The sequence below is a fragment of the Lysinibacillus sp. KU-BSD001 genome (assembly GCF_042920265.1).
Lineage (GTDB): Bacteria > Bacillota > Bacilli > Bacillales_A > Planococcaceae > Lysinibacillus_B.
Map to the genome: position 1 here is coordinate 296695 of NZ_JBDQZI010000004.1, position 12968 is coordinate 309662.

General features: G+C 32.8%; 13 protein-coding genes. 5 read left to right on the plus strand and 8 right to left on the minus strand.

Annotated features, from left to right (window positions below):
• The first annotated feature begins 15 nt into the window (after positions 1 to 15).
• Positions 16 to 1944 (plus strand): ATP-binding protein, encoded by a 1929-nt coding sequence (locus tag AAGS61_RS08720; protein WP_391370193.1) that lies wholly within the window; start codon positions 16 to 18, stop codon positions 1942 to 1944.
• 21 nt (positions 1945 to 1965) lie between these two features.
• On the opposite strand, the gene AAGS61_RS08725 is transcribed toward AAGS61_RS08720, so the two are convergent.
• On the minus strand, positions 1966 to 3192 hold the full coding sequence (locus AAGS61_RS08725) for a DNA cytosine methyltransferase (RefSeq protein WP_391370196.1): 1227 nt from the start codon (positions 3190 to 3192) through the stop codon (positions 1966 to 1968).
• A gap of 164 nt (positions 3193 to 3356) precedes the next feature.
• On the opposite strand from AAGS61_RS08725, the gene AAGS61_RS08730 reads away from it, so the two are divergent.
• The 3 genes from AAGS61_RS08730 to AAGS61_RS08740 are packed head-to-tail and all read left to right on the plus strand — an operon-like array spanning position 3357 to position 5436.
• Positions 3357 to 3860, plus strand: coding sequence for an ImmA/IrrE family metallo-endopeptidase (locus AAGS61_RS08730; protein WP_391370199.1), 504 nt, complete (start codon positions 3357 to 3359; stop codon positions 3858 to 3860).
• Between the two features lie 45 nt (positions 3861 to 3905).
• Positions 3906 to 4295, plus strand: a complete 390-nt coding sequence (locus AAGS61_RS08735; protein WP_391370202.1) for a helix-turn-helix domain-containing protein — start codon at positions 3906 to 3908, stop codon at positions 4293 to 4295.
• Positions 4276 to 5436, plus strand: a complete 1161-nt coding sequence (locus AAGS61_RS08740) for a tyrosine-type recombinase/integrase (protein ID WP_391370204.1) — start codon at positions 4276 to 4278, stop codon at positions 5434 to 5436. The genes AAGS61_RS08735 and AAGS61_RS08740 overlap by 20 nt, the downstream gene beginning before the upstream one ends.
• A gap of 208 nt (positions 5437 to 5644) precedes the next feature.
• On the opposite strand, the gene AAGS61_RS08745 is transcribed toward AAGS61_RS08740, so the two are convergent.
• From AAGS61_RS08745 to AAGS61_RS08755, 3 genes are all read right to left on the minus strand, one after another.
• Positions 5645 to 6499, minus strand: coding sequence for a phage terminase large subunit family protein (locus AAGS61_RS08745; RefSeq protein ID WP_391370206.1), 855 nt, complete (start codon positions 6497 to 6499; stop codon positions 5645 to 5647).
• Complete coding sequence (locus AAGS61_RS08750) at positions 6468 to 7049, minus strand: hypothetical protein (RefSeq protein WP_391370209.1); 582 nt, start codon at positions 7047 to 7049, stop codon at positions 6468 to 6470. Before AAGS61_RS08750 ends, AAGS61_RS08745 begins: the two co-directional genes overlap by 32 nt.
• A 340-nt stretch (positions 7050 to 7389) precedes the next feature.
• Positions 7390 to 8868 carry a P-loop ATPase, Sll1717 family gene (locus AAGS61_RS08755; protein ID WP_391370212.1) on the minus strand — a complete coding sequence of 493 codons (1479 nt, stop codon included), beginning with the start codon at positions 8866 to 8868 and terminating at the stop codon, positions 7390 to 7392.
• Positions 8869 to 9544: 676 nt separating this feature from the next.
• Between AAGS61_RS08755 and AAGS61_RS08760 the strand changes: the two genes are divergently transcribed.
• A complete protein-coding gene (locus tag AAGS61_RS08760; RefSeq protein ID WP_391370215.1) occupies positions 9545 to 10519 on the plus strand; it encodes a hypothetical protein in 975 nt (324 codons plus the stop codon).
• A 442-nt stretch (positions 10520 to 10961) separates the two neighbouring features.
• Here AAGS61_RS08760 and AAGS61_RS08765 read toward each other — a convergent pair whose 3' ends face one another.
• The 4 genes from AAGS61_RS08765 to AAGS61_RS08780 form a co-directional block, all read right to left on the minus strand.
• Positions 10962 to 11546, minus strand: coding sequence for a tyrosine-type recombinase/integrase (locus tag AAGS61_RS08765; protein WP_391370218.1), 585 nt, complete (start codon positions 11544 to 11546; stop codon positions 10962 to 10964).
• The gene (locus tag AAGS61_RS08770) at positions 11543 to 11986 is read right to left on the minus strand and encodes an ArpU family phage packaging/lysis transcriptional regulator (RefSeq protein ID WP_391370221.1); all 444 of its coding nucleotides are present in this window, start codon (positions 11984 to 11986) and stop codon (positions 11543 to 11545) included. Before AAGS61_RS08770 ends, AAGS61_RS08765 begins: the two co-directional genes overlap by 4 nt.
• 13 nt (positions 11987 to 11999) lie before the next feature.
• Complete coding sequence (locus AAGS61_RS08775) at positions 12000 to 12179, minus strand: hypothetical protein (RefSeq protein ID WP_391370223.1); 180 nt, start codon at positions 12177 to 12179, stop codon at positions 12000 to 12002.
• A gap of 130 nt (positions 12180 to 12309) precedes the next feature.
• Positions 12310 to 12930 (minus strand): hypothetical protein, encoded by a 621-nt coding sequence (locus AAGS61_RS08780; RefSeq protein WP_391370226.1) that lies wholly within the window; start codon positions 12928 to 12930, stop codon positions 12310 to 12312.
• Positions 12931 to 12968 lie beyond the last annotated feature (38 nt).

Below are 12968 nucleotides of genomic sequence, written 5' to 3' on the forward strand. Positions count from 1 at the left end.
ATTAAAGGTGATTATATGACAATCTTACAAATGTCCTTTGACTTAAAAACTATCGATCATTTAGGAGTAAAATTATACAACACATTTCCTCCCGTAATTGCGGAATTAGTCTCAAATTCATATGATGCTGATGCGGAAAATGTAAAAATTTTCATTGATTATGAAAATAAATCTGCAAAAGTAGAAGATGATGGACATGGCATGACACTAGATGAAATTAACAATCAATTTTTAGTAATAGGTAGAAACAGACGATTATCTGAAAATAGTAGCTTTTCCAGAAAGAAAAAGAGGAAAGTTACTGGAAAAAAAGGGCTCGGAAAACTTGCTGTTTTTGGGATTACTGAAGAAATCGTTATTCACTCAGTTGCAAAAAATTTAAAGAATTCATTTTCTATGAATTATTCAGATATTAAAACAGTTGAAGATTCTACCTATTTTCCAAAAGAAATACATAAAAATATACCTGTAACTGATGAAATAGGAACTACTATCGAATTAAACAAAATTCGTCAAAAAACAATTACAGATATCCATACACTAGCGGAAGGACTCTCTTCCAGATTCCAGATTTTTGATAGTGAATTTAATGTGGAAATTATTAATGTCAACACAGGAGAAAGTGAAACTGTGACAAATGAAACCTTTCATTCTAAAGTAGATTTTGAATTCTCATGGAACTTTCCAGAAGATTTTTCATCTGCGATTACGTCAAGTGAAAATTTGAAATGGTTAAACGAGAAGGAAGTCACTGGAAAAATTTTAACAACCCCTACTCCTTTAAAAGAATCTCATAAAGGTATTATTATTTATGCACGAAAAAAATTAGTACAAGAAAAAACATTTTTTAACGATCGCTCTAACGACTTTTTTAATACTTATGCAACTGGTTATTTTATAGCAGATTTCATTGATGATAGTAACAGTGAAGATATTATTTCGACTGACCGAAAATCAATTTTATGGGATTCTAATGACGAATTAAGAAAGTTAAAAATCGCATTAGATGAGGTAGTAAGAAATACTTCTACTTCTTGGAGAACGAAAAGAGATAGTAAGCGAAAAGATGAAATAAAAAACTGCTTACCAAAAGACTTTTATGACGATATGACTAAAACAGATAAATCAATATTAAAAAATGTTGAAAGGCAACTTTTGACCAAACTCTCATCTGCAAATGATACTTTTCAAGCAGCTAATTTACTTCAAGCATTTAAACACCAATTTAAGTTTGAGAGCTTTAAAGATTATGTAGAAGAGATGCACGAAACAGAAATCACCATTGAAAACATGGAGAAATTAAGCTCCGATTGGGAAAAAATAGAAATAAATGAAATGGCTAAATTAGCTTTAGGTAGAGTTAAAACTATTCAAAGCTTTGAAGAATTCATAAATGGAAATGCTTCAGAAACAAAAGTTATTCAACCATTTTTAGAAAAATTCCCTTGGATTTTAGAACCGCGTATGTCTGTTTTCGATAGAGAGGTAACATTTAAAAAAATTTTAAAAGAAAATTTTCCAGATGAAGAATTACAAGAATCAAACCGAAGAATAGATTTCTTATGTTCAAATGTAAATGGTGATGTTGTAATTATTGAATTGAAAAGACCTAATATTAAGTTATCTTCTAAGGAAATCTCTCAAGCACGAAAATATGAAAGATTTTTACTAGAAAAAAGACAAAACCAAATAAAATCCATTAAAACTTACTTAATTAGTGATAGATACGATATGGATGAAGAGGCTAAAGATATGTATGAATCTCATTTAGCTTCTGGAAAATTATTCATTAAAACCTATACCGAACTTATCGATCAAGCTAAACAATATCATAAACACTTTATTGAAATGCAAGAAGATATAAATTCTTTGAAATCTGAAATGACTGCTGCACAAACTCAGATTCAACAAACTTTATCAGAAGTTGCTTCAACAGACAAATAATATAGAAAACATTCAACGAAATTAATATCGTTGAATGTTTTCTTTAATTATATGTGCTATCTCTTTTGCCATTAAAGGTGGTACTGCATTTCCAATTTGCTTAAACGCTGCTGATCTAGAATCTTCGAAGTAGAAGTCATCTGGAAACGACTGTATTCTAGCAGCTTCTCTTACTGTTAAAGATCTGTTTTGCTTTATATCAGGATGGATATAATAGTGACCATCTTTGGAGATATGAGCTACAATCGTGTGAGAAAGTGTATCATATTTTACGTTTTTGTATCTGTCTAAAAATATCTCGTCGTTTTTGTGTGTTTTTAAATCTTGTGGAAGCTCATTATACTTTAATGCCTTATTTTCATTGTTCCAAGCTTCTACAACTAATCTATAAATAGTTAAGTCTTTGTCATTATTTGGTCTTGCAATATGTTGAGTAAGGATATTCCAATTCCTTTGTCTGATTCCACTTATTGCTTCGTTGGTATCTATAACGTATTGATTCTCTCCACTCAAAGACTCACCTGCATTAATTCTTGGCAAATCTTCAAATAGAGTTCTAATAGTTGGGGGAACTAATTCAAGATTAAATTCTGGATATTTAAACGGTAAATCTTTTTTCCAACCAATAATGATAACGCGTTCTCTAAATTGAGATACCCCAAAATCACTAGCGTTTAATATTCGGTAGCCTACCTTATAACCAGCATTACTCATATTTCTTTTGATATTCTTAAACACTTTTCCTTCCTGAGCTGTCAAAATACCTCTCACATTCTCAAATACAAATATCTTCGGTTGATATTTCTTTAAAAATCGGACATAGTAGCGATAAAAATAGTTTCGAGGATCATCCTTCATTTTATTGGGGTCTCTAGCTTTACCAGCAGTTGAGTAAGCTTGACACGGTGGACCACCAACTACTAAGTCTATAGTTTCTTCACCAATTAATTCATCAATTTTTTTGAAAATCATTGGGATTGTTTTATTGCTTATTTCGGCCTCAATCACTTTATCCAAAATTTCTTTTGGAATAAAACTATACAATTCTTTTCTTGTAATATTCTGTAATAGATAATCTTTGTATATATTTAATAGATTTTGATTTTTTAAATAATAATATGCTTCTCTTGTTCTGAGAGTATTGCATGCACTTTTATCCATTTCTACGTGGGCAAGGATTTCATAATTTTCTTGTCTAAAACCTTCAGATAAACCTCCTGCACCTGCAAATAAATCAATTACTTTCACCTTGCTCACCTCCTAAAAAAATTATACCAGGTTTCGTAACATAAACAACTAATTATTTCAATATCTTTAGGTTTATACTATTTTCTTCTTTTATTTTATATTCCTATCAACTACAATATACCAAAGAACATTTGTTCTTATTTGGTATTAATGGAGTTGATTGGATGACACCTAGTTGGACTTACACAGAATCTTATGTAAAGGAGTTGTATGAAGCAATTGGTATTTTCAGCCCAGAACAGCTCGATTTTCAAACGATCGCCCATCGTTTAAGTGCTAACGTGTTTTACTGGCAAGAGACAAGTCAGGCACTGTTTTTTAATAATAGAGGGTATATCATGCTCGATGAGACCCTCTCCCCTCAACAACAATGGCAAGATTTCTGTCATGAACTTGCACATGTACTATTACATACTGGTAGCCAAAGTAGGTTACCACAATCATTTGTGGAGTATCAGGAATATAAAGCAAATCACTTTATGTATCACGCTGCCATGCCAACGTTCATGCTGCGTGAATTGCCATTACAAGATGCAACAACAAATAATGTGCGCCTAGTACAGCAACTATTTAATGTAGAACAGGATTTTGCTGAAAAAAGACTAACTACTTATTTAGAGCGCCAGCGCGATATGCTGAATTGGAATACCTATTTTTATAGCCGCTAATTATATTGGGGGTAACACAACATATGCATTCAGGAGGCGATAAAATTGAATCTACAAAAATTATTGGTTTCACTACGTGGTGAAGAGTCTATCCCAACTGCTGCAAAACGAATGGGATTGTCCATTGAATACTATCGTAGTATCGAACGAGGCTACTGTAAAAGAAGAGGCAATATCATAAACCCTTCCCCCACTACATTAAAGAAGATAGCAAAAGCCTATAAAGTGGATTATATGGTATTAGTTGAAGCAGCAGGGTATGAAAATGATATTAAATATAACCCTGAGCGAACAGTCATACCTTTTAGAGAATATCCAGTTATTCAGAAGTGGTATGAGTCTTTACCAAGTGAAAATATTGACGATATCAAACGACTACATGCAATGTGGCAACTATTGAAGGGCTGTGATATAGATGTACTTCGAACAGATTAATAAAAATACATGGCGATGTATTGCTGATGGCCCTAGACATCCTGTCACTGGAAAGAGAAAACAAATTAGCAGACGTGGAAAAACAAAAACAGAAGCTAAAAAGCGTGTAGAGGAGGCTATTGAGAAAATAAAAGGTTCTGTTGATTATAGCGAAAAAATCACCTATCAAGAATTCATGGAAGAATGGCTTAAGCTTTACCGGCTTAAAGGAAATAAAGAAACAACCGTCAAGCATCGGGAATACTGCCTTAGTTTAATGGGTAATCATTTAGGAAAATTAAAAATTGCAGAACTAACCAGCAAGCAGCTTCAAGATACACTAAACATGCTATTTGATAAAGGCACAGCCTACTATACATTAAGAGGGATTAAAAACGCATTGGACATGCTTTTTAAATATGCTTTGGAAACGGGGCTTATAGAGAGCAATCCAACCACTCCCCTTTTTGTTCCAAAAGAAAAATCGAAACTAGTGGATGAAATTAAAGATGAAACAGCTAAACTTTACTTGGAACCGTGGGAGCTAAAGAAATTTTTAGAGCTTGCAGACGCACATCGCAATGTTTTGTATAGAACGATGATTTATGTCATTGCATTTACTGGCATGCGCCCTGGTGAAGCACTCGCATTAAAGCTTAAAGATGTAGATTTAAAGAACAAAAAAATTCACATTACAAAGACTGTTTACGCCAAAGGTAGCTTACGTGGTGACTTTGAACTCACACCGCCAAAAACAAAAAACGCTATTCGTACAATCGATATTGATGATATCGTGATTGAAAAGATTCAGTACTTACTCGATTACAAAGAACAAAAAGATTGGATATCATCAGAATATCTATTTGGTGATGTAGATGGGATACCGCCAACCATAAAAATATTAAATCAACATATACGAAGACTCGGCCAAAAAACAGGTATCGAGAAACAATTCCGCACATACATTTTGCGTCATACTCATATTAGTTTACTTGCAGAGGCTGGTGTGGATCTACAGTTCATTATGGGACGTGTCGGTCATAAAAACTCAAAAACAACTACACAAATTTATCTACATGTAACTGAAGGAATGCGTGAAAATGCAGCACAAAAAATGCACACAAAATTCACCGAATTACTAAGCAAAAACAAAGAAAAATAATAGCAAGGGGAAATGTTGCCTTTTTGTTGCTTTTCGCATCCAAAGACGACATTTCTCCCCTTCTAATCGTTGATATATCAAGGCTTTTGTAAAATATGAGCGCTTATATTCTTCATAAGCGTTCATACTTTCGCCTTCTTTCATATTTATTCGCAAATGCTATTATAACAGGCTTTTTCCTACTTGTACAAAGATTGGATTCTCATATTTATTCGGATAGTTTCAGATTTTTTGTGACCTTTTCGTTACCTTTTTGAAATTGCCGCACTGCAAAAACAGCTAAAAAAATGTATGCTGGGTTTTTTGTAAGTTTACCTATCAACACAAAAATAAATGGTTGGAACATACCACAGCTCGGACATGAGACACTCCATTGCTCTTTCGTGCTTTCTTCATACTCAGCTTCAATACGCGACGCCCCTTTAATCGTTGGCTTTGAAACCGATATCTTCTTTCGATTCCAAAATGTCTTAGTACGCTTATGCGCTAAAGAAAGAGGGTCCCCCTCTGTTACAGCAGAAGATGGGAATCGATCTACTTCGTCAGCAAGCACAATCCGCACAGGTCGTGACGCTAAACTAGCTGGTGAATTGGCACCTACAAGCGTTAAATGACCGCCTGCAAACTTCTTTTGTAATAATGTATTATTTCCATCCTTTGCTTTTGGACTATTTACTTTTTTAGATAAAGAAGGGGTATCACGAATCATAGCAGCAATTCGGTCTTTCGAATACGCCTCCGCCATTTCTAAAGTAGGCTGCATTAATAACATCGGTGCAGGATCATAATCAATATGATAGCCAATGATGTTGTTTATAATTTCGGATTTACCTACTTGTGCTGATGACATCACAACGATTTCTTCATAATTTGGGTCATTAATACTGTCCATAATCTCGCGTTGATATGGCGCACGGTCTGTGTTCCACTTACCATGTTCCGCTGACGACTCTTTTGATAGTACCCTATTTTCATCTGCCCATTGCGAAACAGTTAACTTTGGTGGTGGAGCTATCATACTAGCTAACTTTTTAAACATCTTTAATGTGTGTTTTTTTGCCATCCCCTTCTACCTCCTCTCCTTCAATTTCAATAACATCCTCTTCACCTAATTCCACAAACATGCCAGGATCATATTCAGCTAATTCTTTAAGAGCCTCATGCACATCTCTTTCTAAAAGGGCCTCAATTAATTTCGGGTCACTTTTATTAATTAAAATAGATGCTGCTTTTGTTGGCAGAGAAAGAATCTTAGATCTAAATGCCATGACCATATGATTTAGTACTTTTTCAACATCTTCAGAACGATGCATTTCATGTCTTAAATGAGCTAGATCGATTTCGGCTTTCTCGCGTTTCGCTTTTTCATGTAGCCATTTCTCATATTCATAGGACTCTGCCACATCGTTTGAATCTAACGCTTCACTGGATAGTTTTAAAAACGTAATGTACTTGCTGACAGTATCAATAAGATTAAATCGACCATGCCCCACTCGTGGGATGACGCCTTCTTCAACTAATTGGCGAACTCGTCTTTCTGTTAAATTAAACATTCTTGCAATTGCTGTTGTATTGACTACAATCTCATCAACTTTCGCTTTTCCCGTTGACATGTTAAAACCTCCTTTGTTTTTGTTGATATAATTAACTTTTTTAATTCGGGTGGAAGGAACACTATTTTTCCGTTTATATCTAGACCGTTTCCGGGGCTCGCGAGACCCGCAGGCTTTTTATATTTCTCTAGGAGAACCTATATTTATTTTTACAGAATAATAACTGCAACAAAAAAGACGACACAGCATGAGCCGCATCGCCTGTCGATATGTTGTTTGATGAATATTACATACTACCATAATAGCAGGTTCATTTTGAAAAAGTGTGCCAACTTACTGCCACGTTTCTGCCATTTTCAATATAGATTATTTTGATAAATTACAATACAGTTCAATGTAATTAATTTATTTGCTGTATTGAATCTTCACGTCCTTGAATTAAATTTAAAGCTGGTCTATACATGAATGGAACCCAATATGAATCTGCTTTCTTTTCAAAAATACCAATTTCGCATAAATTTTCAACAATAACCTTTGCATTTTCTAAATCAAGTTCAAATAAATGCGCCAAATTCTCGAGCGACTGTTCTGCCTTTTGACCTTCTAGCTTTTTTATATATTTCTTTAAGCTAAAATATTCTGCATAAATGGTTTGTTCTAACCTTTTCTTAGAGACAGCCTCCAAGCCTTTTTTCAATGCTTTTCTTCCTATGAATTTTTCTAACTGTTTTTCAGTAATGTCTCCCGTCTCTAATTCCTCAATTTGTTTAATTTTTGCTTCATTAATTAGCTGAATAAGCTCTCGTGGGGCAACTACAGACAACCCATCTTTTACACGACTAAGCATCCAATTGAAAGTATTAGGTTTTCTTTCGCCAGAATCCACTTGATATGGGAAAACCTTATAGAACACTTCTTCTTGTTTATCAGCACTTCTTATAACTTCAGGTTTATCAATATCCCATAGTTCTGTAAAAATCTCATTGTCGATAATTCTCTGTACGATTAAATTCCTTAAATTTTCTTCATTCCATTTAATCGTTATACTCTTAGTAATATGGCTAGCTTCTCTAAAACCGCCATCAATTATTCTCTGCCAAATATCATCACGAATAAAGATTTTAAGTTTAATAAAATCGTAAGATTTGAGATCATTGTATACTTGAAATAAAGTACGTATTGCTACTCGTTCTACCTCAGGTTTTTCAGAAAAAGATACATCTAAACGATCAAAAATCACCCAAGTTTTTTTATTTATACTCATTAAAGCATCATTTGCAATATCAAGCAAATCATAAACAGAGATAATCCCAAGTTTTTTTTGTTCATAAGTGGGTTCACTTAAGGAAATTCTACCACTAAATCCCTCAAAACCTAGACCAGTCTCTATCGCCTCAATTCGTTTAAATATATTTATTACATAATCTTTTACATCACTAAGTAAACGTCTTATATTTCGCCCTTCAGCGAGGCCCTCTTCTTGTAACTTAGAAATAAATATTTTACACTCTTGAGTTTGATAATCATTTTCTTTAATATACTTCCCGATTAAAGCTAAAATGTACATATACCATAAATGCTTATAAGTACTTTCATTCAATTCTTCTGTTCCCAATATCGACTGAAAGACAGCAGCACCCGTAATATTCTCAGCTGCTACCAATACAATATTCTTATCATTTAAATAACTTTCATTCGATAATAAATTTTTATATAATGCACTCTTCCCAGATCCTTTTGGTCCATATACTATATCTACTTCATCTTCAATAAGCCTTTTCCAGCTATCCGTTTCAACAAAATATGCATCTAATTTAGCATCGTCTTCTGCTACACTTTCACCGAAATTAATAGTTTTTAAAACATCAATTTTATTCAAAGTTATCACCGCCACTTTATCATTTCAATCTATACTAATTATACCATATAAATCCACCCACAAAATAATTAAGTAGAAATTTTCTTTGCAGTTACTGATTTATACCGTTTACTTTTCAATTATCTACATTAACATATCTTATATTCTGTTAATCTCCTAAAGGCTCTTAAAAGCCTATTACATCAACACCTCAAACCTAATCTTTAATTCGAGCTTTACAAATTCTTATTGAGTAAATGTTATTCGTACATTAAAGTATGAAAGCAAATAAATTTCATATTCATTTCCTAAAAACAATAAAATAAAAGCATCTCGTTTTTTGAGATGCTTTACTTAATTTGGATAGCGTCAGAAAAATGCGGATTTATAACGATAAGAATTTAAAGTTATCAATAGTAGTAATATTCCAATTGTTTATATAGTTAATGAATTTGAACGTAAACAATTTATCACGAATTTATTAATGAAATATTCCCAAATACAATTTTGGGAACAGGATTGGAATATAATTAATGTTATAAAATGAGAGTTTAGGAATGTTATACTTGAACTAAAGAAACAGATTTATGTGTTATAGCAACACTTTAGGACAACTTTTTTAAAGGTTTCCTTAAAGCACAAGCACTATTTGCTTTACATGGAGCCTATCCAACATAAAATAGAATGGGGATATGATATGGAAAAGTTAACTCTAGAACAAAAAAAATACATTATTGATATAGCAAGAAAAGCATATAAAATTGTATTTGAAAAGAAACTAAAGGAAAATGATTTTTGGACACATCAAATTTATTTTAAAGAGAACTCCTATCAAGAAAACATATATTTTGAAGCGTGTGTAAATGTATCCAGTCTTATTCATTACATTATAAAGGTTAAATTCGGATTATCTGATAATGAAAATCAAATTATTGATTGCACTTTTTCAGCTAATGGATATCGATACAATCATACATACAATTTAGTATATGGCGAACCAATAGATGCTACTATTGATCAGTTTAAGAATAGAACTCATATAAATTTCTCTATATATGAAAACAACAATCAGTATTACGAAAATAATACCCCTAGCAATTGTTACTCAGAAGACGGTATTCAGCGAGAGATAGCTGCTTTTAATACTTTAGATAGGAAAATAAGTAAGGGCGACTTAGGCGTTAAAGCTGTAGCAAAATATGGAGAAGACTATTGCCTCAAGAAAAACAGCGAAACCATATTGAAAATAGGAGAGGTATTCAATTCAGAGCATGGATGTAGTTATTGTATTAAGGCTTCAGATACTCTTAAATACTATGAATACCCATATGCAATGAAATATTTAGAAATAGAAATATTGTCAGAGCCTTGGAAAGGCGACGATGAATATACATATTTTGCTAATGAAGTGAAAGTAATAAGAGAAATCCCCCTTAATGAATTAAGGGTAGATTCTATGTTTAATGATGCTTGTATCAGAAACGAACAGAAACAACAGGAAAATCAACACCAGTTCGAAGGTCAGATACAAGAAATAAGAGCAGATAGAGAGAGAAGAGAAAAAATATCTGAAATTAAACTTAAACATACTAAAAAAATTGCAATACTTTCTTTCTTTATTACAGTTGTTTTACTAATTATTTTACCTTTAGCATGGTTATTGATTAACTAATTTTTACCATCAAAAACTAATAAAAAAGAGAAATTCCATGTAAAATATAAGTTACGACACCAACTTTTACATGGAGAATCTCTCATGGCTAAAAAATAACTAAAATTTCAAAACTTTAGTTCACCTGACAAAACCATATGGATTCTCGCTGAATGTGGATTTGAAGATACAACGCGTAAATACAATGTGTCCACGCTTTTAAACTATTTAATTGGGGCTGCGGCGGCATTTGAGTGTATTATAGATACATATTTTATATAAAAAAGTTCCCAAATCAAGTTTGGGCGCACATTAATAAGCCACGAATGTTGTATTATCAACGTTTCGTGGCTTTCCTTATGAACGTTATCTATACACGTTTTTATGCAATTCTAGTCATAGCAACATTTCGTCGCATTTTTCTGACACTATCTCCTTTTGATTTAATTGTTTAAACTCCCGTTTATATCCTTAAATTATTGAGGGCATTGTATGCATTTTCAATCGCATCCTGATTAACCCCAATGTATTTCAACGTAATGTATGGAGCACTATGATTAAAAATATCTTGAAGCAACGCCACATCCTTTTCGTTCTGATAAACTAGAAAACCAAATGTCTTACGTAATGTATGTGTACCGATTTCTTTCAAGTCACAGTGATGAGCAGCTTCACGCAAAATATCATAAGCACGTACACGAGTTATCGGCTTATTCTTCCCCTGGCGTGATTTAAAAAGAAAATCATTTGGTTGTAATGTTGCGCAAAAGTCATTTAATAGACGCTGCAACTTCTTCACGATTGGTACACGCTTTCTCACAGTGTACTTCTTCCTCCTTTGCTTCGCTTTCTTTGTCTTCTGCTCCACGATATAAAAATGATCCTTGCCATATACATCCTTCACACGAATCGTTAAAATATCACTAATCCTTAATCCCGTATAAATACCAAAGCAAAAGAGTAGCTCATCTCTTTTATTCTTGCTGGCCAAAAACTCACGTACTTCAGAAATCTTTTCTAAATCACGTATCGGCTGCACAAAATTCATGAGGACTTCACCTCATCTTCCTGGTAAACCTCAACTCGTAATGCTAAAGTTAATTTATACAATGCCTGTGCCTTCATGCGATAAAAAGTGCGCTCACTCACATTCAATTCATTAGCAACTTGGTAATTAAACATTGGCACTTCTTCTAAAAATGCCATAATGATTATTTGGCGTTCCTTTTTAGTCAATTTGTAAAAGCCTCGGTTGAAGCGTTCAAAAAACTTTTCGGCTTGCTTATAATGCTCCACATTCTTAACAGCAGCGTTCTCTACTTTTGAGTTCACAGTTCCACCAAAAGACGGCATCTCTAATGTATATTTTGGTGTAATTGTCGGTAAAAGATCTTCCGGTGTCGTAAGTTGATATGTCCGATATTGTCGTAATACTTTTTCGATAGCTTTCTGTGTAGCCTTGCCGTCAATACTTTTTAAAATCTCCATTGTGTATGCCTCCTTATTTACGGCGAATAGCGCCATTCCGTCTTGTATAAGTGTCACGACGAACACCCATTAAATCCTCAATCTCCCGTTTACTAAGTTGCTCTTTCCCCTTATTAGGCTTGAGATAAATTGTCTTCACCTTTTTCTTTTGATGAAGATCATGCCGCTTAATCTCTGATTGAATCGTGCGCAATTGCCTCACCTCTTTCATTCCGAATTGGAATACCCATTTGAACAGTGATTCGATAAAATAAAAAAGAGGACAACAAAAGACGGCAGCTTAAAACTGCTATCAATTGTTGTCCTCCAGATGGCTGGTAGAACTATTTTTCAATTAAATCTTCATTGAAATGAAAATATAAAAAGGGTATTAAACATAGTAGATAGATTCCTAAAATAAATTTATTAATTGTACTATTTAATTCTGGTGCAATTATAATACTTACTAATAACGAAAGAAATCCAGCTAGAACCGTTCCAGCTTCTAAAACTTTATAATGTTGTTTATTTAGGACTATCATTTTTATTTCTTTAAATTCCATTTTGCGTAACAGATTAATAGCTAAATAAAATAAAAAATATGAAAGTATAAACCATAAAACAATTACTAATAACACCATTAACGCTGCATTTAATTCCTCATTTATTATCACATAATACTTCGAATTTAAAATAACATACTCTAATACCTTTAAAGCACCTAAGGTTGAATATAGTCCTATAATGACAGAAATAAGAGCTATAGACATAATTTGTGCCGTAGAAGAAATGAAATCTATAATCCCCTCTATTTTACTATTAATACCTAGTAAAAAAACTAAGCAAACAATTATTAATATTTTTTCTAGAATATCTATATTAGTCATCAACAAAATTATTAAGTAAAATATAGTATAAAAATATAATGTTATAATAAGTTCGCCAACTATATTAATAACTTTCACAATATACTCCTTTAATTGAATGAGCATGTTCTAATATT

What these genes read in the sequence shown, in the direction of transcription:
- AAGS61_RS08720 (WP_391370193.1), top strand. Translation starts at nt 16, where the DNA reads ATGACAATCTTACAAATGTCCTTTGACTTAAAAACTATCGATCATTTA.
- AAGS61_RS08750 (WP_391370209.1), bottom strand. Translation starts at nt 7,049, where the DNA reads ATGTCAACGGGAAAAGCGAAAGTTGATGAGATTGTAGTCAATACAACA.
- AAGS61_RS08765 (WP_391370218.1), bottom strand. Translation starts at nt 11,546, where the DNA reads ATGAATTTTGTGCAGCCGATACGTGATTTAGAAAAGATTTCTGAAGTA.
- AAGS61_RS08740 (WP_391370204.1), top strand. Translation starts at nt 4,276, where the DNA reads ATGTACTTCGAACAGATTAATAAAAATACATGGCGATGTATTGCTGAT.
- AAGS61_RS08770 (WP_391370221.1), bottom strand. Translation starts at nt 11,986, where the DNA reads ATGGAGATTTTAAAAAGTATTGACGGCAAGGCTACACAGAAAGCTATC.
- AAGS61_RS08730 (WP_391370199.1), top strand. Translation starts at nt 3,357, where the DNA reads ATGACACCTAGTTGGACTTACACAGAATCTTATGTAAAGGAGTTGTAT.
- AAGS61_RS08760 (WP_391370215.1), top strand. Translation starts at nt 9,545, where the DNA reads ATGGAAAAGTTAACTCTAGAACAAAAAAAATACATTATTGATATAGCA.
- AAGS61_RS08745 (WP_391370206.1), bottom strand. Translation starts at nt 6,499, where the DNA reads ATGGCAAAAAAACACACATTAAAGATGTTTAAAAAGTTAGCTAGTATG.